The organism is Oligella urethralis DSM 7531 (assembly GCF_000372065.1).
Taxonomy (GTDB): domain Bacteria; phylum Pseudomonadota; class Gammaproteobacteria; order Burkholderiales; family Burkholderiaceae_B; genus Oligella; species Oligella urethralis.
Window position 1 is genome coordinate 179,934 of record NZ_AQVB01000001.1, and the last position, 22,494, is coordinate 202,427.

Below are 22,494 nucleotides of genomic sequence, written 5' to 3' on the forward strand. Positions count from 1 at the left end.
AGACAGAAATGAAGAAATTTATGATCAAAAGCTTAGCGGCAGCGATGACAGTTGCAGGTACTTTTGGTGTGAGCGCAGCTTTAAAAGCGCAGCCAGCTGAGCAGTATTTGCCCTTATTAACTTACCGTACAGGTTCTTTTGCGCCCCTTGGTATTGCTTGGGGTGACGGTAAAATTGATTACCTTGAGCTGGTGAATGCGCAAGGCGGGGTCAATGGCGTCAAAATTCGCTTTGAGGAGTGCGAAACTGCTTATGCCACGGACCGTGGGGTAGAGTGCTATGAGCGTATGAAGAATGCGCACGGTGGTGCTGCGGCTTTTGATACACAATCGACCGGTATTACTTTTGCAGTGACGGATAGAGCACCCAGTGACAAGATGGTAGTACAAACGACGGGTTATGGTTTATCTCAATCAGCAGCGGGTGCCTACTTTGAGTGGAGCTTTCCTTTATTAGGTCACTACTGGACGGCTGCGGACGTTGCGGTACAGCATATTGCTGAGCAAATGGGTGGCTTGGATAAGCTTAAGGGTAAGAAAATCGCTTTTGTTTATCATGACTCCCCATATGGTAAAGAGCCGATCCTTTTATTACAAAAGCGCGCCGAAGCGCATGGCTTTGAACTACAACTTTATCCTGTAACTGCCCCTGGGGTTGAGCAGAAGTCTACGTGGTTACAAATCCGTCAGCGTCGTCCGGATCATGTGATTTTATGGAGTGCGGGCGTGATGACACCGACCTCTATTCGTGAGGCGCAGGCGACAGGTTATCCGCGCGATAAGATTTTAGCCATTTGGTGGGCAGGCTCTGAAAATGATGTAAAAGACATTGCGCAAGTCGCTAAAGGCTACAAAACCATTACCTTACACAACTCAGCGGGTAAGGATTTTGGCGTCTATCAGAAGTTAGAGGACGAGGTATTTGGCAAAGGTAAAGGTATGGGTAAGGGTAACGGTACCCACGGTACCATTGCTTATAACCGCGGCATGATGATTTCTTTCTTAGCGGTTGAAGCTATTCGTACTGCACAAGAGAAGTTTGGTGTTGGTCAACATATGAACTCAGAGCAGATTCGTTGGGGCTTTGAAAACCTTAATATCGACGAGGCGCGCTTAGAGGAGACTGGTATGGCTGGCATGATGCGCCCTGTCCGTACGACATGTGAGGATCACGTGGGTGGTGACTGGGCACGTATTGCGCAATGGGACGGTGCTAAGTGGGAGGTTATCTCCGACTGGATGCAGGCGGATCAAGACTTTGTTAAGCCTATCGTCATGGAAGAAGCCAAAAAATACGCTGATGCCAAAGGCATCACCCCTCGTGATTGCTCTGCTGTAGAGTAATTTTAGCTTAGTTGATCGTAGTTGGAGATTGTTATGCAAGGCCAAATAACACAGCAGAACCAAGCTGCCGTTGTCACACCAGCGCTTGAAAACGTACTGGATGTTAATGGTATTGAGGTAATTTATAACCACGTTATTTTGGTATTAAGAGGGGTTTCTCTCGTCGTACCCAAGGGGAAAATCGTTGCTTTACTAGGTGCGAATGGCGCCGGTAAAACAACGACCTTGCGAGCGATCTCCAATTTACTCAAAAGTGAGCGTGGTGAGGTAACCAAAGGCAGTATCAGCTATAAGGGGGAGGAGGTGCAGGATCTGACCCCGGCCGATTTGGTTAAACGCGGCGTGATTCAGGTGATGGAGGGTCGTCATTGTTTTGAACATTTGACGATTGAAGAAAATCTTCTGACCGGTGCCTATACCCGTAAATTGAGTCGCGGTGATTTGGAAGCGGGATTGGATATGGTGTATCAATACTTCCCGCGTCTAAAAACGCGTCGTAATAGCCAAGCCGGTTATACCTCAGGTGGTGAGCAGCAAATGGCGGCCATTGGTCGCGCCCTGATGGCTAACCCCGGTATGATTCTGTTAGATGAGCCGTCGATGGGCTTAGCACCGCAAATCGTGGTGGAGATTTTTGAAATTGTGCGCGACTTAAATACGCGTGAAGGTGTGAGTTTCCTTTTAGCCGAGCAAAACACCAATATTGCTCTGCGTTATTCGGATTATGGCTATATTCTGGAAAGCGGTCGCGTGATGTTGGACGGCACGGCAGAGGAATTGCTCAATAACGATGATGTCAAGGAGTTCTACCTCGGAATCGAGAGTGGTGATCGTAAAAGCTTCCGTGACGGTAAGTTTTATCGTCGTCGTAAGCGCTGGTTAGCCTAGAGGAGGTAGACGATGGATCTCAAGAGTAATGTGCGTAGCGATAAAAAAGCGTCGCCTTATTACAGCTCACGCGAGCTGCGCTCCAAGGATGAGCGTGAGTTTGAGTTGTTTTCTCAATTGCGCCATAATCTGCGCGAATTGATGCCACAAACGCCCCGTTTGCAAGAGCAGTTGCAAGGGATTGATATCGCCACACTACAAAGTCGTGAGGATTTAGCCGCTATCCCCGTGGTGCGTAAATCCACCCTGATGCATCAACAGCATGCGTTACGGGGTAGCGGTGATGTGTGTGAAGGCGTGTTTGGTGGTTTTGCACCGGTGTCTTGGGGGCAGGTGGCACGGGTTTATGCCTCGCCAGGACCGATTTATGAATTGGATAGCAGTCGACCCGACTATTGGCGCATGGCGCAGGCTCTGTATGCCGCCGGTATACGAGGCGGGATGTTGGTGCATAACTGTTTTTCCTATCACTTTACGCCAGCGGGTAATATGCTGGAAAGTGGAGCCTTAGCTCTGGGTTGTTCAGTCTTTCCCGGTGGTATTGGTCAGACTGAGCTACAGGTGAAGTCAATGCAGGATTTGCGCCCTCAGGCTTATACTGGTACACCCAGCTTTTTGAAAATTATTTTGGAAAAGGCCGATGAGATGGGGGTCACAATCGATAGTTTAAAGCATGCGCTTTTTACTGCCGAAGCCTTTACCCCAACCATGCAACAATGGTTCGCCGAGCGTGGTATTGATGGTTATCAATGTTATGGCACCGCCGATTTAGGCTTAATTGCCTATGAAACCTCAGCCCGTGATGGCTTAGTGGTGGCAGAAGATATTATTCTGGAGATTGTACGCCCTGGTACGAACGAACCAGTGCCTGAGGGTGAGGTGGGTGAAGTGGTGGTGACCACGCTCAATCCCGACTATCCACTCCTACGCTTTGGTACCAGTGATATGTCAATGATCTTAAGTGGTCATTCTGCCTGCGGTCGTAGTAATGATCGCATCAAGGGTTGGATGGGCCGTGCCGATCAGAGCATTAAGGTGCGTGGCATGTTTGTTCACCCTGAACATGTGGCTGAGTTAGTTAAGCGCTTGGACGGTGTGAGCAAAGCACGCATCGTGGCCGATGCTAAGGTAGGTAGTGAAAATCTTATCTTGCGCCTAGAGCGAGCCGAGGCCACCGATGAAGCGTGGATTGCCAAGGCAGAATCAGCGGCGCGCGAAGTGATTAAGCTGCGTACCGCGGTTGAGGTGTTGCCACCGGGGACCTTGCCGAATGACGGTTTAGTCATCCAGGATCAGCGTGATTATGAGTAGCTGATACGGTCTGTTATAGTCATCGGGGTGGGCGCTGGGCACGATAGCTTATGTACTTAGCGCTCACCCTAGCTTTGAAGCCGCTTTGAGTCTAAACTCGTTGAGCCTCTCTTTTAGCCTCGCGCTCGGCTTTTTTGATTTTAGTGCGGATACGGTTTTGCTTTAAGCTCGAAAGATGCTCTACAAATACCTTACCTACTAAATGATCCAGCTCATGTTGAATACAAATGGCGAGGAGGCCGTCTGCCTCTAGGCTAAACTTCTCACCTTGTTCATTGAGCGCTTCTACCGTGATCTCAGAGGTGCGCTCAACCTTATCATAAATGCCGGGCACCGATAAACAACCCTCCTCAAAGACGGTTTTATCATCGCTACGAGCGGTAATTTGTGGATTAATTAGCACTAACAGATCATTACGCTCTTCGGAGATATCAATGACGACAATACGCTCATGAATATCAACCTGTGTCGCGGCTAGACCGATACCCTGTGCATCATACATCGTTTCCGTCATGTCCTTAACGATTTGACGGACTCGATCATCCACCTCTTGCACCGGTTTGGCGATTTTATGTAAACGGGGATCAGGGTACTTAAGAATTGATAATATTGCCATTCGTTTAGAAATAAAAAATCCATAGATAGCTGTATTTTAGCATTTTAGCGGTGGATGTTTTTAGCCAATAGCTGAATTGTTCTTTAAGATAATGGCAAAATAAGCAGATGATAAGTTTAGTGATGGTGAGCGCTGGCGGCGGGGTGATAGGGTATGAGTAGCATGGACATCGATGAGTTAAAAGCTTGGTTACGTCTTAGTATGGAGCCTGGTGTTGGGCCAGTGACGGGGCGGGAGCTGTTGGCTAGGATTGGTTTGCCACAGTTGATCTTTGATGCTTCTTATACCAGTCTAGCGGCTATGTGCTCGCCAGAGATTGCCCGCAGTTTAAGTGCGCCCCCGTCGGCGGAGATTGAGCAGCGGATTGAGCTTAGTTTGGATTGGCTGCAAAGTAGTGCGGTTAATGGCATATTAACCCTCCCTGATGCGGACTACCCGGCAGAGTTGCTGAGCATTCCAGATGCCCCTTTTTTACTGTACTATGCAGGTCAAATCGAAACCCTGAAAAAGCCAAAACTTGCGATTGTCGGCTCACGCCATTCAACCGCTGGAGGTAATGACAATGCCCGTGCTTTTGCGCGTTATTTTGCCGCTAAGTCATGGGCTGTTGTGAGTGGCTTAGCTTATGGTATTGATAAGGCAGCGCACGAGGGGGCCTTGGCCTCGGCTCAGCCAGCAGCCACCATTGCGGTGATGGCGACAGGCTTGGATCTGGTCTATCCGGGGGAGCATATTGAGTTAGCCGTGCGGGTCCGTGACCAGGGTCTTTTGCTGAGTGAGTACGGTATCGGTATGCAAGCCAATACGCATCATTTTCCACAGCGCAATCGCATTGTGGCGGGGCTGAGCTTAGGCGTGCTGGTGGTGGAGGCGGCTAAACGCAGTGGTTCATTAATCACTGCCAAACAGGCCTTAGAGTATAGTCGTGAGGTCTTTGCGATTCCAGGCTCTATCCATTCGCAGTTGGCACGTGGCTGTCATCAGTTGATTCGCGAGGGAGCAAAGCTGGTCGAGCGTGCGGCCGATATTGAGGAGGAGCTACGTGCCGCCTATCGTATTCCGGATTGATGCTCAGCTAGCGATTAGGATAGCTGTTGCAGCGCTACCGCTGTGGTAGTGTCTTTATCATAAGCCGCCGTCCACGATCAAAAAGAGCGTCCAGCCAGGGACGCTCTCATCATCTTAAGGGTTCGGCTTAGGCAGCGCACTTGGCAATTAAGGCGCGACCAACACGGCTAGCATTTTGGCGACCGATTTGATCGGAAATCCATTGGCCGATTTGCACCGTTTTGTCTAAATCCATACCGGTTTCAATACCCATGCCGTGAAGCATATAGAGTACATCTTCAGTGGCAACATTACCCGTGGCACCCTTCGCATAAGGACAGCCACCGAGACCAGCCACGGATGAGTGGTAAATACTAATCCCAGCCTGCAGTGAAGCAACAATATTGGCTAGCGCTTGACCGTAGGTGTCGTGGAAGTGGCCAGCAATTTTTTCTTTAGCTACGATATCTGTCACGCGTGACATCACCTCATACACTTGGGCTGCGGTCCCCACGCCGATGGTGTCAGCAATATCGATTTCATCACAGCCTAAGTCCTGCATGCGCTTAACCACGTCAAGCACTGATTCGATGGGCACCTCACCTTGATAGGGGCAACCAAAGGAAGTACTGATACTGGCGCGCAGTAGCACCCCGGCCTCCTTGGCTAAGCGAGCAACATCAACAAAACGCTCAATGGATTCGGCAATTGAACAGTTGATGTTTTTTTGAGAAAAAGCCTCACTGGCCGCACCAAAAATGACGACCTCATCAGCGCCATTAGCTAGGGCACCCTCAAGACCGCGCACATTTGGTGTCAAGGCAGCATAAACCACACCGCTTTTGCGCTCAATCCCTTGCATAACCTCTGCCGCATCGGCCATTTGTGGTACCCATTTAGGTGATACAAATGAAGCAGCCTCAATTTTTGGGGCGCCGGCATCAACCAAACGATTAACTAACTCGATCTTGGTGGCGGTGGGTACAAACTCCTTTTCATTTTGTAGACCGTCGCGCGGGCCCACCTCCACAATGGTGACTTTTTTTGGGAAATCCATTGTCTACACTCCTCGTAATGATTTTAATGGCTGATCGATTTTAAACGATTTATTAGTGTTGCTTCATACTGTGCCAGCATTTTTTGCTGATTGGCTAAATAGTCCTGCTGCGCCGCATTAGCGGGCGAATGTTTGGGGCTAGACCAAATGGCATCCGGATAATGTGGGTCATGCTCAAAGCGAGGGATAATATGCCAATGCACGTGTGGTACCATGGTGCCGAATTGGGCAAGATTGATTTTAGTGGGTGCAAGCACCTCGCGCTGCATCGTTTCAACTAACCATACATAATCCATTAGGGCGTGGCGTTGAGCCGGTGCTAGATCGCTCATCTCCTGATAATGCGCTTGTAAAATGACACGGGTAAAGGCAGGGTAGTTCGGCTCTTCAGCATTGATAATGCGTACAAAATCATTTTCCCAAAGTAGCCTACCGCCCACCTCCGTGCATAAGACACATTGCTTTTGCATCCTCCAACCCCTTTAATTTAGTCTTGTGCCATCATGGCCGCTAGCGCTTTGCCCGGATCCTCTTGGCGCATAAAGGCCTCACCGATTAAAAAGCCGTAGACATCGTTATCATTCATTAATTTGACGTCATCACGGCTTAAAATGCCGCTTTCAGTGATTAAAAAACGATCTTTTTCTTGGGCGAGCATGTTTTTTAAGCGTAGGGTATTGTGAATATCGGTTTTAAAACTACGTAGATCACGGTTATTGACGCCAATCATGGGTGACTTAAGCCTTAAGGCGCGCTCCATTTCACTTTCATTATGAACTTCGATTAAGGCATCCATGTTCAAGTCCATGGCGATTTGCTCGAAATCCTGTAATTGCTTATCATCCAAAGCGGCCACAATCAGTAAAATACAGTCAGCACCAAAGGCACGAGCGCGGTAAATCTGGTAGGGGTCCACCATAAAGTCTTTACAAATCACGGGTAAGGCGCAGGCAGCACGAGCGCGTCGCAGGTAGTCATGAGAGCCTTGAAAAAACTGCGTATCGGTTAATACTGATAAGCAGCTTGCACCGCCCGCCGCATAACTGATGGCTAAGGCATCGGGATTAAAGTCCTCACGAATCACGCCTTTAGAGGGTGAGGCCTTTTTAATTTCGGCAATCACCGCATTTTTCTTAATATCAATACGCTCTTTTAAGGCATTGGCAAAGCCGCGCGTATCTTGACGGGCTTCTGCCTCTCTTAATAAATCATTGCTGCTGCGCGACTTTTTGAGCTCAGCCACTTCCGCGTGTTTGACCTTAAGAATTTTTAATAAAATATCGTCCATCACACTTCCAAATCGTACTTACTGTTGTGGTCTCAGGGTTTGACTGAATTGGCAGAATTGCTGCATTTTAGTAAAGGCAGCACCGCTTGCCAGTAACTCTTTAGCCATGTCAATCCCTTCTCTGATGCTGTTGGCTTTGTTGCCTGCATAAATGGCTAGACCCGCATTAAAAATGACAATATCTAAAGCCGGTCCCGCTTCATTTTTTAAGACACTTAGCATGATATCGCGCGATTCCTCTTTGTTTTTTACACGATAGCTGCGGTTGGAAACCATCGACATGCCGTAGTCCTCTGGGTGAATTTCATACTCGAAGACCTCGCCGTCTTTTAGCTCACCGACTAAGGTGCTGGCGCCTAAGGTTGCTTCATCCATGCCGTCCATACCGTGCACAATCAGCACATGGTTGGCGCCTAATTGCTTTAATACACGCACCTGAATACCTACCAAATCGGGGTGAAAGACCCCCATTAACTGGTTGCCGGCATTGGCCGGATTGGTCAAGGGGCCGAGGATATTAAAGATGGTACGTACACCCAATAGTTTACGAATGGGTGCAATGTTTTTCATGCTGCTATGATGAAAAGGGGCAAACATAAAGCCAATACCAGTTTCCTGAATACTTTCGGCCACCCGCTCAGGCGGTGTCTCCACAAAGGCGCCCAAGGCCTCCAAGCCGTCGGCGCTACCAGCGGGGCTGGAAGCACTGCGATTACCATGCTTGGCAATGGGTACGCCAGCAGCGGCTGCGACAAACATAGCGGTAGTAGAAATATTAAAGGTATTTGAGCCATCGCCACCGGTGCCGCACATATCGAGTGCTTCTTCTGGATGGGCTAATTTGACGCGGGTGCTGAACTCACGCATGACCATGGCAGCGGCGGTAATTTCGTCCACCGTTTCTTTCTTAACGCGTAAACCAATTAAAAAGGCCGCTGCAATTTCTGGAGGCATGTCACCTCGCATCAGCGTGCGCATTAAGCCAATCATCTCATCTTCGAAGATTTCACGATGCTCAATCAGACGAGTGAGGGCTTCTTGATAGGATATTTTCATTAGATATGCTCCGTTTGATGCCACTACCGTATTTATTGTGCGTATTTTAAAAAGTTATTTAATAGCTCATGACCATATTCACTCAATACCGATTCGGGATGGAATTGCACTCCGAATACTGGCAGTTCTTTATGTGCCACACCCATGATTTCACCATCTTCACTTTCTGCGCTAATCTCTAAACATTCAGGTAAAGAGTCACGTTCAATCACCAAGGAATGATACCGTGTGACAGTAAAAGGTGAGGGAATATCACTAAAGACATCGCTACCACGATGTGTAATGGTGGAGGTCTTACCGTGCATTAATTGCTTGGCACGAATGATGTTACCGCCAAAGGCAGCGCCGATCGACTGGTGCCCCAAGCAGACGCCTAAAATTGGCACTTGGCCAGCAAAATGCTTAATCACCTCCACGGAAATACCGGCTTCAGCAGGCGAACAAGGACCGGGGGAGATGCAAATTAAATCGGGATCCAGTGCCTCGATCTCAGCAATGGTGATTTCATCATTACGCGCTACGGTTACCTCAGCGCCCAACTCACCGAAATATTGCACTAAGTTATAGGTAAAGGAGTCGTAGTTATCGAGCATAAAAAGCTTAGTCATTTGATATTTCCTGTGTTGTTATTAAATTGGCTTATCTAAACCATATTGCACTTGCTCGGCAGCGCGTAGTACGGCACGTGCCTTATGCTCGGTTTCTAACCATTCCTTTTCGGGAACGGAGTCGGCAACAATACCGGCTGCGGCTTGTACATACAGATTGCCGTTTTTAATTAAACCAGTACGAATGGCAATGGCCATATCCATGGTGCCGTTATAGCTGAGGTAGCCTACAGCGCCGCCGTAGATGCCGCGACGTACTGGCTCCAACTCATCAATGAGCTTCATGGCTTGCACTTTAGGGGCGCCAGTCAGGGTGCCGGCGGGGAAAGTCGCCCGTAGCACATCAATGCAATCCATACCTTCCTTGAGAATGCCTTTAACATTGGACACTAAATGCATCACATGTGAGTAATTTTCTACCGCAAATTGATCCGTCACCTCAACGCTACCGGTTTGAGAGACGCGACCAATATCATTGCGAGCTAAATCAATTAACATCACATGCTCAGCAATTTCCTTAGGATCGTTTTGTAATTCCTCAGCCAAAGCTTGGTCCTCTTGCGGTGTACGACCACGTGGGCGAGTGCCAGCTAAGGGACGAATTGTCACTTCGGTATGCTCCTCACCATCGCTATTAAGCACATGCTCTTGGCGTACTAAAATTTCTGGTGATGAACCCACCACGTGGAAGTCGTCGAAATTGTAGTAATACATAAAGGGCGAGGGATTGAGTGAACGTAGCGAGCGGTATAAAGAGAGTGGTGAATCACGGAAGGGTTTACTAATGACTTGACCGATTTGAACCTGCATCAAATCACCCGCCGCAATATGCTCTTTGGCCTGGGCAACCGCCTCTAAAAAGTTCTCTTTAGCAAAAGGACGCTCTTCTGCAGTGACTAAACTAGCCAAGCTATACGGGATTTCAACTGGCTGGCGCAGCATACGACGTAAATCCAGGAGGCGCTTTTGCCCTTTAGAGTAGCTATCCTCTACCCCTGGATCGGCATACACTAAAAGATAGGTGCGGCCAATGACATTATCCACAATCACCGCCTCATCAATATGCATCAGCATAATATCCGGCGTGCCTTCTTCTTGTCCATGGGGAAATGGCTTAACTGCCGGGCCTAAGCTGGGCTCCATATGGCGCACTGCATCGTAGCCGATATAGCCAGCTAAACCACCGGTAAAACGAGGGATACCCGGGCGATTAGCCACATTAAAACGTGCCATGTAGCTGCGAATAAACTCAAAAGGATCACCCTCATGCGTTTCTACAATTTGCCCGTCGGTAATTAATTCGGTGGTGTTGCCGATATTGCGGATCACGGTGCGCGCAGGTAAACCGATAAAGGAATAACGACCAGAACGTTCACCACCGACGACGGATTCGAGTAAGCAACTCATTTTGCCGCGCTTTTTATCCGCATGAGCAAGCTTTAAATAAATACCCAAGGTGGTGTCTAAATCAGCATAGGTTTCTTGTAGCAGAGGAATGCGGTTGTAACCTTGGGCCTTGAGGGCGTTAAATTCAATTTCAGTCATGGTAATTACTCTCTTTCAAGTGGTAGCGTTTGACCGGGTATCCTTAGTATCAACGTAAAAAAACCCGGTTACTCGAGGTACCGGGTTAATACATCAGTCTTTAAGTTTAGGATTAATTTCAGAGTTTTCAGAGCTACTATCTAGTGAAGACGCTAAATTAAGCCTTAAGACACCATAAACCCGGCGCGCAAAAGCCACCAACGCCAATAATAGGCGATGTTGTTAAGGGCGTAAGCGATAGGGTTTAATGGCATCATTGTAAAAAAATCGTCAAATCCTAATGGATGAATAGTAAAAATGGTAACACAGTTTTATGAAAAAGGTGTGACAATTTTCCTTTTTAGTTTAAGCGCGGCTTAATTAGCTTCGGATAATGCGTTTTGTCTTTCAATCCATTGTGCTACGGCCACTAGATCATTGACGACTGCACCATGCACCGGCGGCGTGATGGCTTGACCCTCATTGTAGCCATAGGGCAGCATCAGGCAGGGGATGGCGGCCGCCGCAGCGGCGGCAGAGTCATTCAGTGAATCACCTACAAAAACGGTATGATGTGAATCGCTCTGTAGCTGTTCCATGGCATATAACAGGGGTTGCGGATGGGGCTTTTTGTGCTCGCAGGTGTCACCGCCTACTAGCACATCAAAGTAAGGCAGAATGCCTTTTTTCTCCACCAGTGGGGTAGTAAACTCCATCGGCTTATTGGTGACAATGCCAAGGCTTAAGCCCATGGCTTTGAGCCGATCTAAGCCCTCACGCACCTGGGGATAAAGCACACTGCGATCGCCATTGCTTGCATGATAATGACGCTTGAAAATGGCCTTGGCTTGCTGAAAAAGCGCTGGATCCGCACTGGTAGCCTCAATATCATCGGCTAAAAAGCGGATGATCAGACGCTCTAGGCCTTTGCCCACAAAGGTGCTAAGCCTTTCCTCGGAGAGCATGGGGCGTCCTAATTCGCTTAAACTTTGATTGGAACAATAGGCCAAATCCGGCATGCTATCAACCAAGGTACCGTCGAGGTCAAATAAGACGGTGGTGATGGTGGCGTGGGTTGTGCGTTTCATCAGTTAAGTTTTAATTAATTTACCATCGGCTAGGGCAATTTGCTCACGCATTTGTTCAATCACGGTTTGATAATTATCAGCACCGAAAATAGCTGAGCCGGCCACAAAGGTATCGGCGCCTGCCGCCCGCACCTCAGCAATATTGTTCACCTTAATGCCACCATCAACCTCAAGACGAATGGCTTGACCGCCTGCCGCTGTCCAGGCATCAATGCGATGACGTAGCTGGGTGATTTTGTCGAGGGTGGAAGGAATGAACTGTTGACCACCAAAACCGGGGTTGACCGACATCAGTAACACCATATCCAGCTTATCCATAACATAATCCAAAACGCTCAAACTGGTGGCTGGGTTGAGTACAAGACCGGCTTGACAACCATGCTCACGAATCAGATTTAAGCTGCGATCCACATGTTTTGAAGCTTCCGGATGGAAGGTGATCATATTGGCTCCCGCCTTGGCAAATAGCGGGATTAGGCTATCAACCGGCTCTACCATGAGGTGCACATCAATCACCGCATCGGTATAAGGACGAATGGCTTCACAGACTAAAGGGCCGATGGTGAGATTGGGAACGTAGTGATTATCCATCACGTCGAAGTGGATCCAGTCGGCGCCATCAGCAATCACTTGCTTTACCTCATCCCCCAAACGGGCAAAGTCGGCAGATAGGATGCTGGGGGCGATAATCGCAGGAAGTAAGCTCATGGTAGATACGTTGTTCATTAGATTAGAAATTAAAAGCAGTCGCCGGGCACATGCACCCAACCGCTCATGATAATACGGGCACTGCGGCTCATAATGGCCTTTTTCACTTGCCATTGACCATTTTCTTGAACCGCTTCAGCGCCTACCCGTAAGGTGCCTGAGGGATGCCCGAAGACCACGCCTGCGCTAGTGGCACCGCCTGCCGCCTGATTAACCAAGGTGCCGGGCACCGCACTAGCCGCCGCAATGGCGACTGCTGCCGTACCCATCATCGCATGATGGAGCTGCCCCATGGATAAAGCACGCACATGTAAATCAATGGCATCGGCTGCAATGGCTTTGCCACTGGAGGTAGTGTAGTCCTGTGCTGGTGCTACAAAAGCGATTTTGGGGGTGTGCTGACGGTCTTTAGCCTCTTGCACGTCATTGATTAGGCCCATGGCCTTGGCACCGTATGCGCGGATCGTCTCAAAGCGAAGTAGGGCCTCGGGATCACTGTTAATATCGCTCTGCAACTCAGTGCCTTGGTAGCCTAACTCCTCTGCTTTTAAGAAAATGGTCGGAATCCCTGCGCTAATCATGGTCGCAGAAAATGTCCCAATGCCTGGCACTTCCAATTGATCCACTAGATTGCCGGTAGGGAACATTGAAGCACCCGCTTCACCGTCATCATCCGAGGGATCGATAAACTCAATAATAATTTCAGCGGCAGGAAAGGTCACGCCGTCTAACTCAAAATCACCCGTTTCCTGTACCTGACCGTTAGTGATAGGGACATGGGCAATAATGGTTTTTTGAATGTTGCGCTGCCAGATCTTAATTGTGCAGATACCGTTGTCAGGGATTTTTGCTGGATCAATTAAACCGGCCTGAATGGCAAAGGGTCCAACCGCCGAGGTTAAGTTACCGCAGTTGCCGCTCCAATCAACGAAATCATTGCTAATGGCTACCTGACCAAATAAATAATCCACATCGTGCTCAGGCTGCGTGCTTTTGCTGACAATGACGGTTTTGGAGGTGGAGGAAGTGGCGCCACCCATACCGTCAATTTGCTTGCCGTAGGGATCGGGACTACCAATCACTCGCTTTAAAATCGCATCACGCGCTGCACCTGGTTGTTGTGCCGCTGGCGGTAAATCATTTAGGCTAAAAAATGCCCCCTTACTGGTGCCGCCACGCATGTAGGTGGCAGGGATTTTAATTTGTGCGACCTGGCTCATGTATGATCTCCAAAATATTATAGTTTATGACTTTCGATTATAACGCTTATTGATAAAAAAATGCCGGGCGCTGCTAAAAAGCATTCCCGGCATGGAGTAGAGCGTGGGCGGTGCGACGTTACCGCTGCGTAGGCTTACTAGTAAGCCATGCGATCGAGAACAGCGCGGTTTACTCTTTCAATCAGTGCTTTACTGTTTTTGCGTAGCTTGCGACTTGGGCGTACGCCATCCATTGCTAGCGTTCGCTCGGCACCCTCGCGACGATCGTTGTGCTTGCGTGCTTTGGCTGTGCTCTGCGAGGCCGCTTTGGGGCGACGCGCTGGCTGCGCTACCTTAGCCGAAGCGGCGTTGTTTGTGCGCTCAAAGTCTTTGTCTAAACCGTCAAAATCGCTTGCTTTTTCACGGCGTGGCGCAGTGCGACGCTTGGCGTTACTGGCTTTAGCACTATCTCGGCGAGCTTTGGAAGCATTGCTTTTAGGCTTGGTGCTTTGACGAATAGGCTCTAAGCCATCAATGGTTTCCACCTCAAAGGGTTGACCAGTAAAGCGCTCAATTTTTTTAATTTTAATGCCCTCAGCAAAAGTAGCAAAACTATAGGCGCGACCATCCCGTCCGGCGCGACCCGTGCGACCAATACGATGTACATAATCCTCAGGTTGCAGCGGTAAATCAAAGTTAATGGCGTGGCTAATACCTTGCACATCAATACCGCGTGCGGCCACATCAGTGGCTACCAGCACATGTAGTTTGCCATTTTGTAATTGAGTAATGGTGCGATTACGTTGGCGTTGATTCATATCGCCATGTAAAGCGGCGGCTTTGTAATCATTGTCTTTGAGACGCTGGGCCAGATCCTCGGCACTGCGTTTGGTCGCCGTAAAGACAATGGCTTGGTAAACCGGCTCATTATCTAAAATATGCCTTAAGAGGCGGAACTTATGTCCGGCATTATCCGCATAGAGTAGGGTCTGCTCAATATTTTCGTGCTTTTGCGTTTGGTTGGCGACATTAATGCGGACCGAGTCCTTTAACATACTCGCTGCTAATTCCGCTAAAGTGCGTTCAAAGGTGGCGGAGAACATTAAGGTCTGACGAGACTCGGGGGTATGCTTCACAATGGCTTTCATGTCCTCCAAGAAGCCCATATCTAACATACGATCCGCCTCATCCAATACCAAGGTCTCAATTTGTTTGAGGTCGACACGAGCGGCGTTGAGGTGATCAATTAACCGTCCCGGTGTGGCCACTAAGACATCAACTCGGCGGCTTAAGGCGTTAATTTGTGGGCCGTAAGGCATACCACCAACCACCGTCGCAACTCGTAAACCACGCATCCCGACACTGTATTGCTTGGTCGCAGCGGCTACTTGCAGCGCCAATTCACGAGTCGGTGTGAGTACCAGTAAGCGCACGCTGTGCTGCTTAGTGGCAGGCGTAGTGGCGATACGGTGTAAGGCGGGGAGCACGAAAGCAGCTGTTTTACCACTACCGGTTTGGGCGCTGACGATTAAATCCTTACCCTGAAGGGCAGCGGGAATGGCGGTGGATTGCACCTCGGTGGGTTCAACAAAGCCAGCTTTTTTTAAGGCAGATAGCAATACCGGTGCTAAGCCTAATGATTCAAAAGACATAGTAATTTCCTTATTAATCTCGTGTCGGTTTATATCGTGCCGACCGGATCAACGCATGGTGAAACTACGTCAGGGGTTGGAGCGATAATATACAAAAACGAACTGTTTAAATATAAACCAATCGCTTGCGATGAAGTATCGTTTAAAAGCGCTGGTTGTGATTTGAGTGAGTCGTGTGGCGGCTGTGATAGCCAATGGATGGATGCCGTGACTTATTCAGATAAGCAATTCATTATAAAGGGTTTCCCCTAGCTGTCAAGTATTAATCTTTGAACGAGGCAAATGCTTGAGTGCTAAGCTGTGCTTGTTGTTTTTTGATGCCTTGGCGTGGTCTTTGGCTTGTGTTTTGGACGGTGCTGGTTGAGGTCGTAAAACGTGCGTTGCTAGTTAATATCGGATTGATTTTGAGCTAGCTATGCGACTAAATTTTTGCTGGATTTATACGTAGTTTTGACTAGGTATTCAAGGGTATGTTATTGGCGCCAATTATTCATTAGTCTAATGCAATATCGATCTAATTTATGGTGAGTATAGAGAGAAAATCGCGAGGTTTTTTATGAAGCAGACATTGGATTGCGCTATCTTGCATTTTGATCAGGTGGCTGGGCGTGGGGTGTCAGGACAAGCGGCGTTGGCAGATGGTTCCGATAGGTTTAAGCAAGTTGTGATTAAGCATAAGCGCTTGCGAGTTCACGATGTCGCTTTATCCGAGTTAGTGCCAGCGACCGACGAGCTTCAGTTTCGCGAGGAGGATCGGCAGTTTTTATTGATGCAGTTGATGCGCTATGATGTGGTGATCCTGTTATTAAATACCGAGAGTTTAAGCTTGGCGCGGCGCTTTTTGTTTTTTATGCATAGTGCCGAGGAGTTTCATCCAAATCTATGCCCAGTCTTTGCCTTAGTCTCTGGGGTGCAACCAGTCGCAATGATTGATTTGTTGCGTTTGGGCTTAAGTGATTTTATGCGTTACCCCATCAATCAGGAGGAGTTGCGAGTGCGGCTGTTAGCGGCAGCCAATAAGCCAAGTTTGCGTCGCTCGCATGATTACACTGTGACGCGGGCTGCGACTCATGATGGCATCGTGAGTTTAAGTGCGCCGAGTCACCCATCGTATCAGGAGCCGAAGCGCGCATTTTTTGAGGCGCTGTTACGGAGTGCTGAGCAGCATACGGGTCATTATGCCTTTGCTTTCAGTGACCAGCATGTTAGCTATTACAATGAGGGTTTTAAGGAGGCTAAACAAAACGTGGTCGACCGCTTTGAGCATGGCTATTTGAGCTATATGTTACGCTCGACCAAGGGTAATATCGCACAAGCCGCCACGCTGGCTAAGAAAAATCGCCGTTCTTTTTGGGAGTTGATGCGCAAGCACAAGATAGATGCTGAGCAGTTCCGTCCGGATGTTTAGGTGGATTCATTTGTTTAAAGAGGGGTAGTCGTTTATAATTTGTCATCAAAAATTAACGACGAGTGCGCAGGATTCCTATCTGCTATCCCTCTTTAACTGATTTTCCGGAGGTTTTATGTTTCCCACCTTAAAAAATGATGTTTTCTTGCGTGCTTTAAAGCGTCAAGCCGTTCCTTATACACCCGTGTGGTTGATGCGCCAAGCAGGCCGTTATCTGCCAGAGTATCGTGAGTGCCGCGCCCAAGCGGGTTCATTTATGGGTTTAGCCTCTAATCCTGAGTATGCTTGTGAGGTGACCTTACAGCCGATCCGTCGCTTTGATTTGGATGCCTCAATTTTATTTGCCGATATTTTATTAATCCCTGACGCCATGGGTTTAGATTTGAGCTTTGTGCAGGGTGAGGGGCCTAAGTTCGCTAATCCGGTGGATAGTGAGCAGCGTGTAGCTGAATTGCAGACACCCGATATGGAGAAGTTGCGCTACGTTTTTGATGCGGTCACTTTGATTCGTCAGGAGTTAGGCGGCAAGGTACCTTTAATCGGCTTTGCCGGTAGTCCGTGGACGGTTGCTTGCTACATGGTTGAGGGTGGTTCCACACGTGAATACCGCAAGATCAAAACCATGATGTATCAGCGCCCTGATTTGTTAAAGCAAATTCTTGAAATCACGGCCACTGCCACGGCGGTTTATTTGAATGAGCAGATTAAGGCGGGTGCGCAAGCGGTGATGATTTTTGATAGCTGGGGTGGTGTTTTACCTGACGGATTATTCCAGCAGTTTTCTTTAGCCTATACGCAAAAGGTAATTGATCAGTTAAATCGTCAGCATGAGGGCGAAGATATTCCAGTGATTGCTTTTACTAAGGGCGGTGGTTTGTGGATCAAAGATATTGCCGCCACCGATGCCGATGCAGTCGGTTTGGATTGGACGATGAGCTTAGCTCGCGCGCGTCAGGAGACGGGTGATAAAGTTGCCTTACAGGGTAATATCGACCCCATGGCTTTATTCGGTAGTGAGGAGAGCCTGCGCCAAGAGGTACGTCGCGTAATTGATGATTTCGGTCCGGTAGGCCAAGGTGGTCATGTGTTTAACTTGGGTCATGGCATTTCCCAATTTACTAATCCGGAACAAGTGGCAGTATTAGTAGACGAGGTACATAATCACAGTAAGCAGTACCACAACTAAGACGTTTTTGTTGTAAGTGTCAATGACGTGTCATCGGAGCCCATTTGTCTACGGATTAATGGGCTTCTTTTAACTGGAGAGCATCATTTATGCAGCGGCCTTGGGTGCGCGTTGCCTTGGCTTTGCCAATGGCTGATTTATTCGATTATCGTTTAGCAGAGGGGATGCAAGCGATGATTGGTCAGCGCGTGCGTGTGCCCTTCGGCGCCAAGGAGCTGATTGGCTTTGTGATCGAGCGGCCAGAGCAGCCTGCGTATGAGGAATCGTCAATCAAGGAGGTGTTAGAGGTCTATGATGATTTGCCGCCCATGCCGACGGATTGGTTGGATTTCGGTCGTTTTGCTGCCAGTTATTATCAGCGCCCATTGGGTGAGGCATTACTATCCACTCTCCCCACGCCACTGAAAAACCCTAAGGCCTATACTGGTACCCGTGCTGCCGGTGGACCGGTACAGCGGCTATTAAAACGTCAGGCTTCGGCTGCTAAAAAGGCCGCCAAAGCAGCGGCAAAAGAGCGTCAACAGGCGGAAGAGGATGGAACTGACACCGCCGTGTCGAGTCTAGGCCAGTCTGCAGAAGTGGCGGAGGCCGAGTCGCCTCAGCGTCCGCAGTTATCTGCGGCACAGCGCACTGCTTTTCAGCATATCACAGCGATTGAGGGCTATAAGACGGTGTTACTGCATGGGGTGACCGGTAGTGGTAAGACCGAGGTATATTTGCACGTGGCTGAGCATATATTGGCGCAAGGTAAACAGGTGATGATATTGGTGCCAGAGATTAATCTCAGCCCTCAATTACAAGCTAAGTTTCAAGAGCGATTTCCACATGAGCAGATAGCTATTCTGCATAGTAACTTATCTGATGGTGAGCGTTTGGCAGCTTGGGTGGCGGTGCAGACGAAGCAGGCAGGCATCATCCTCGGCACGCGTATGGCGATTTTTGCGCCGGTGCAAAATCTCGGTTTGATTGTGATTGATGAAGAGCACGACGCCTCCTATAAGCAATTAGACGCCTTGCGTTATTCGGCCAGAGACTTGGCAGTGTGGCGTGGACACCAATTAAATATTCCAGTGGTCTTAGGCTCTGCTACGCCATCCCTGGAAAGCTGGCAACATGCCAAAGAGGCGAAGTACGATCTTTGCAGCTTGCCTGAACGGGTGGGCGCCTTGGCCTTTAAACCGAGTTTTGAGTTTATCGATACACGCAAAACGCCTTTAGTGGAGGGCATTAGTCAACAGATGTTGGACGAGATTCAGCACTGTATTGAACGAGGTCAACAAGCATTGGTGTTTATTAATCGGCGTGGTTTTGCACCGGTGTTGCATTGCCCTGCCTGTGCTTGGAATAGTGAGTGCAGCAGATGCTCGGCTTTTATGGTGATGCATCGCCTGCCGAGTGGTGGTCAAGGTGCTAAGCGCCACAATGGGCCTCCCACGTATCAGTTGCAATGTCATCATTGTGGTTTGCAGCGACGTCCGCCTAGCGCCTGTCCGGACTGTGGTAATACAGATATCCAGCCCTTAGGACGCGGGACGCAAAAGGTGGAAGAGTATTTGCGGCAGCAGTTTCCCGATGCTAGGATTCAACGCATTGATGCTGATAGTACCAAGCGTAAGGGACAGGCTGAGGAGCTTTTTAATCGGGTGCATGAGGGCAAGATCGATATTTTGGTCGGCACACAAATGGTGTCCAAAGGGCATGACTTCAAAAATCTTAATTTAGTGTGTGTATTGAATGCGGACGCTGGGCTATACGCACACGATTTTCGCTCCTCAGAGCGACTATTTGCGCAGTTATTGCAGGTGGCGGGTCGCGCCGGACGTCACTTGCCCGGGGGCAAGGTCTTAATTCAAAGTAATGAGCTCAATCATCCACTCTATCAAGCCTTACAAAGGCAGGATTATGAACTGTTTGCCGAGCATACGCTACAAGAACGACGTCTGGCGCAGTTGCCGCCGTTTTCCTTTCAGACCCTAGTAACGGCAAGTAGCAAAGAAATTGAAAGATGCTTAGCATTTTTAGAAGAAATTAAAGCCATTGTGTTGGCTGAAGACTATGCGGATGAGCCAGCTTATCAGCACTTACGCGAGCTACAAACGGGAATCCGTTTCTATGACCCCGTGCCTTTACGGATTGTGCGAGTGTTTCATATGGAGCGAGCGCAGCTGTTAATTGAGTCAGCCTCGCGCGCCAGATTGCAGCGTTTTTTACCCTATTGGGCTGAGCAGATTGCAAAAATCGCTAAAAAGCATCGGCTAAAATACGTGATTGAAGTCGATCCACTAGAGATTTAAGCTTATGTTGAACCACGCACGTGATTAATTCAGTATGTCTCATTCTACTCATCGTCAATCTTCAGAGCACAGTATGGGCTTAAATGCCATGCAGTTGGAGGCGGTCAAGTATTTGGACGGTCCTTGCTTGGTCTTAGCGGGAGCGGGTAGTGGTAAGACTCGAGTCATTACCCAAAAAATTGCTTATTTAATTAATACTTGCGGCTATAACGCGCGTGGCGTGTTGGCCTTGACCTTTACGAATAAAGCAGCAAAAGAAATGATGGAACGACTAAAGTCTTTAGTCGAGCCAAGCTTAATTCGAGATCTGACGGTTTGCACCTTTCATGCTCTAGGCGTGCGCTTTTTAAGAGAGGAGGCGAAGTTTGCCGGTTTAAAGCGAGGTTTTTCAATTCTAGATGCTACCGATGCAGCCGGTATTATTCAGGAAATGCTGAGTACCACCGACAAGGGGCGGATTCGGGCAGTACAGCAAGTGATTTCACTGTGGAAAAATCAGCTGATTCTACCTGAGCAAGCAGAAAACTTAGCGCAAACGCCGGATGAACAGGATGCAGCTAGACTGTATCGTAGTTATGAAGCGACCTTAAAGGCCTATCAAGCGGTGGATTTTGATGATTTAATCCTTTTGCCAGTACTGCTGATGCGCGAGCATGAAGAGGTGCGAGAACGTTGGCAGCAACGCATTACTTATTTACTGGTGGATGAGTATCAGGACACCAATGCCTGCCAATACGAATGGCTGAAGTTATTAACGGATTTTCGTCAGCAATTTACCGCCGTGGGCGATGATGATCAGGCTATTTATGCGTGGCGTGGTGCCACGGTTGAAAATTTATCGCGCTTATTGAGCGATTATCCTAAGCTGAAGTTAATTAAACTGGAACAAAATTATCGCTCAGTAGGACGCATTTTAGAAGCGGCAAATAATGTGATTGCCAATAATCCTAGCGTTTTTTCTAAAAAGCTTTGGTCCTCATTTGAGGAGGGATCGCCGGTGCAAGTGGTGGTGATGGATAATGACCAAGCCGAAGCCGAAACCGTTGCCATGCGGATTACCCAAGCACGTTTTCAACAGCGTGCCGACTGGAAGGATTTTGCCGTGTTGTACCGTGGCAATCACCAAGCCAGGGTGATTGAACAGGCCTTTAGGGAAATGCATATTCCTTATGTGTTGACGGGTGGGCAAAGCTTTTTTGATAAGGCCGAGGTGCGGGATATCTTGGCTTATTTACGTCTGTTGGTTAATGAGGAAGATGATCCAGCTTTTATCCGTGCCGTTACTACCCCTAAGCGCGGTATTGGGCAAGCGACCTTGACCGGCTTGGGTGAATTGGCTGCCGCCAAGGAAATCAGTTTATATGAGGCGATTTTTGAGGATGAGCTGATAAATTACATCAATGAAAAGCAGCTTCAAGCCTTGAGAGCCTTTGCTCATGTGATTGAAAGTATTCGTTGGCAGGCTAACCGTGGGCGTGCTCCTGCACGGGCGGTCGATTTGCTGAGTAATCCAGCGTTGTACCGGAGTGAGGAGCGTAAGGCGCCCGAGCTATTAGATGAATTAATGCGTTTTATTGACTATGAGCGTTATTTATACGATAGCTTAGAAGAGCGTAGTGCCTTATCGCGCTGGCAAAATGTCCAAGAGCTCTTGAGCTGGCTTAAAACCAAAGCTGTTGAGGAGGAAATGGATTTATTGCAGTTGGTGCAACGCATTGCCCTCATCACCATGTTGGAGCGCAGTGAGGACGAAGAAGAGATTGATGCGGTGAAGCTTAGCACCATTCACGCCTCCAAAGGCTTGGAGTACCCTTATGTGCATTTAATCGGCACCGAAGAGGGCTTATTACCGCATTTGGGCAAGGATGATGAATACGGCGACCCGAATAAGGAGGACGGCGGTTACAGTGATCGCATTCAAGAAGAGCGGCGCCTGATGTACGTGGCCATTACCCGAGCGCAGAAGCATTTGACCGTTACCTGGTGTAAAAAACGCCGTCGTGCGCGCGAGGATATAATCTGTGAGCCATCGCGCTTTATTGCCGAAATGGGATTAGATAGTGGCGTCGCCATTGAAAAGGATCCCTTTCAGGGTATGTCGCCTAAGGAGCGTTTAGCGCGGCTGCGCGACATGTTGACGCAAAAGAAGTAGCTTATCACGGGGTCGATTGTGCCCTTAGCGGGGCAGCCTTTGTTAAACTCATAGGGTAATAACAGGCTC

At 48.7% G+C, this 22,494-nt stretch carries 19 protein-coding genes; 8 read left to right on the forward strand and 11 right to left on the reverse strand.

The window, feature by feature from the left end; all coding sequences use genetic code 11:
- Nucleotides 1-8 precede the first annotated feature (8 nt).
- From A3GA_RS0100820 to A3GA_RS0100830, 3 genes are read left to right on the forward strand one after another with little or no spacing between them, the layout of a single operon-like run.
- A complete protein-coding gene (locus A3GA_RS0100820) occupies nt 9-1,343 on the forward strand; it encodes an ABC transporter substrate-binding protein (RefSeq protein ID WP_018025481.1) in 1,335 nt (444 codons plus the stop codon).
- Between the two features lie 33 nt (nt 1,344-1,376).
- Entirely contained in the window at nt 1,377-2,231 is an 855-nt protein-coding gene (locus A3GA_RS0100825; protein ID WP_018025482.1) for an ABC transporter ATP-binding protein, read from the forward strand.
- A 12-nt stretch (nt 2,232-2,243) separates the two neighbouring features.
- On the forward strand, nt 2,244-3,542 hold the full coding sequence (locus A3GA_RS0100830) for a phenylacetate--CoA ligase family protein (protein ID WP_018025483.1): 1,299 nt from the start codon (nt 2,244-2,246) through the stop codon (nt 3,540-3,542).
- Between the two features lie 91 nt (nt 3,543-3,633).
- On the opposite strand, the gene def is transcribed toward A3GA_RS0100830, so the two are convergent.
- Nucleotides 3,634-4,158 carry a peptide deformylase gene (gene def, locus A3GA_RS0100835; protein ID WP_018025484.1) on the reverse strand — a complete coding sequence of 175 codons (525 nt, stop codon included), beginning with the start codon at nt 4,156-4,158 and terminating at the stop codon, nt 3,634-3,636.
- Between the two features lie 153 nt (nt 4,159-4,311).
- Between def and dprA the strand changes: the two genes are divergently transcribed.
- Nucleotides 4,312-5,226 carry a DNA-processing protein DprA gene (gene dprA, locus A3GA_RS11125; protein WP_105884914.1) on the forward strand — a complete coding sequence of 305 codons (915 nt, stop codon included), beginning with the start codon at nt 4,312-4,314 and terminating at the stop codon, nt 5,224-5,226.
- 127 nt (nt 5,227-5,353) lie between these two features.
- Here the strand turns inward: dprA and A3GA_RS0100845 are convergent, their stop codons facing one another.
- The 10 genes from A3GA_RS0100845 to A3GA_RS0100890 all read right to left on the reverse strand — a co-directional run bounded on the left by A3GA_RS0100845 (nt 5,354) and on the right by A3GA_RS0100890 (nt 15,385).
- The gene (locus A3GA_RS0100845; RefSeq protein WP_018025486.1) at nt 5,354-6,262 is read right to left on the reverse strand and encodes a hydroxymethylglutaryl-CoA lyase; all 909 of its coding nucleotides are present in this window, start codon (nt 6,260-6,262) and stop codon (nt 5,354-5,356) included.
- 23 nt (nt 6,263-6,285) lie between these two features.
- Nucleotides 6,286-6,732 (reverse strand): HIT family protein, encoded by a 447-nt coding sequence (locus A3GA_RS0100850; protein ID WP_018025487.1) that lies wholly within the window; start codon nt 6,730-6,732, stop codon nt 6,286-6,288.
- A 17-nt stretch (nt 6,733-6,749) separates the two neighbouring features.
- The gene (gene trpC / locus A3GA_RS0100855; protein WP_018025488.1) at nt 6,750-7,550 is read right to left on the reverse strand and encodes an indole-3-glycerol phosphate synthase TrpC; all 801 of its coding nucleotides are present in this window, start codon (nt 7,548-7,550) and stop codon (nt 6,750-6,752) included.
- An 18-nt stretch (nt 7,551-7,568) separates the two neighbouring features.
- On the reverse strand, nt 7,569-8,606 hold the full coding sequence (gene trpD / locus A3GA_RS0100860; protein WP_018025489.1) for an anthranilate phosphoribosyltransferase: 1,038 nt from the start codon (nt 8,604-8,606) through the stop codon (nt 7,569-7,571).
- Between the two features lie 32 nt (nt 8,607-8,638).
- Nucleotides 8,639-9,214, reverse strand: a complete 576-nt coding sequence (locus A3GA_RS0100865; RefSeq protein WP_018025490.1) for an anthranilate synthase component II — start codon at nt 9,212-9,214, stop codon at nt 8,639-8,641.
- A 21-nt stretch (nt 9,215-9,235) separates the two neighbouring features.
- On the reverse strand, nt 9,236-10,759 hold the full coding sequence (locus A3GA_RS0100870; protein WP_018025491.1) for an anthranilate synthase component I family protein: 1,524 nt from the start codon (nt 10,757-10,759) through the stop codon (nt 9,236-9,238).
- 356 nt (nt 10,760-11,115) lie between these two features.
- A complete protein-coding gene (locus A3GA_RS0100875; protein ID WP_018025492.1) occupies nt 11,116-11,826 on the reverse strand; it encodes a phosphoglycolate phosphatase in 711 nt (236 codons plus the stop codon).
- A gap of 3 nt (nt 11,827-11,829) precedes the next feature.
- Nucleotides 11,830-12,534, reverse strand: coding sequence for a ribulose-phosphate 3-epimerase (rpe, locus tag A3GA_RS0100880; RefSeq protein ID WP_018025493.1), 705 nt, complete (start codon nt 12,532-12,534; stop codon nt 11,830-11,832).
- A gap of 29 nt (nt 12,535-12,563) precedes the next feature.
- Nucleotides 12,564-13,754 carry a 2-methylaconitate cis-trans isomerase PrpF gene (gene prpF / locus A3GA_RS0100885; protein ID WP_018025494.1) on the reverse strand — a complete coding sequence of 397 codons (1,191 nt, stop codon included), beginning with the start codon at nt 13,752-13,754 and terminating at the stop codon, nt 12,564-12,566.
- Nucleotides 13,755-13,891: 137 nt separating this feature from the next.
- Complete coding sequence (locus A3GA_RS0100890) at nt 13,892-15,385, reverse strand: DEAD/DEAH box helicase (RefSeq protein WP_018025495.1); 1,494 nt, start codon at nt 15,383-15,385, stop codon at nt 13,892-13,894.
- 556 nt (nt 15,386-15,941) lie between these two features.
- On the opposite strand from A3GA_RS0100890, the gene A3GA_RS0100895 reads away from it, so the two are divergent.
- From A3GA_RS0100895 to A3GA_RS0100910, 4 genes are all read left to right on the forward strand, one after another.
- Nucleotides 15,942-16,793: a hypothetical protein gene (locus A3GA_RS0100895; RefSeq protein ID WP_018025496.1), complete on the forward strand. Its 852-nt coding sequence runs from the start codon at nt 15,942-15,944 to the stop codon at nt 16,791-16,793.
- Between the two features lie 115 nt (nt 16,794-16,908).
- Nucleotides 16,909-17,979 carry a uroporphyrinogen decarboxylase gene (hemE, locus tag A3GA_RS0100900; RefSeq protein ID WP_018025497.1) on the forward strand — a complete coding sequence of 357 codons (1,071 nt, stop codon included), beginning with the start codon at nt 16,909-16,911 and terminating at the stop codon, nt 17,977-17,979.
- A gap of 89 nt (nt 17,980-18,068) precedes the next feature.
- Nucleotides 18,069-20,273 (forward strand): primosomal protein N', encoded by a 2,205-nt coding sequence (locus A3GA_RS0100905; RefSeq protein ID WP_018025498.1) that lies wholly within the window; start codon nt 18,069-18,071, stop codon nt 20,271-20,273.
- 34 nt (nt 20,274-20,307) lie between these two features.
- Nucleotides 20,308-22,425, forward strand: a complete 2,118-nt coding sequence (locus A3GA_RS0100910; RefSeq protein WP_040613915.1) for a UvrD-helicase domain-containing protein — start codon at nt 20,308-20,310, stop codon at nt 22,423-22,425.
- The last annotated feature ends 69 nt before the right edge of the window (nt 22,426-22,494 follow it).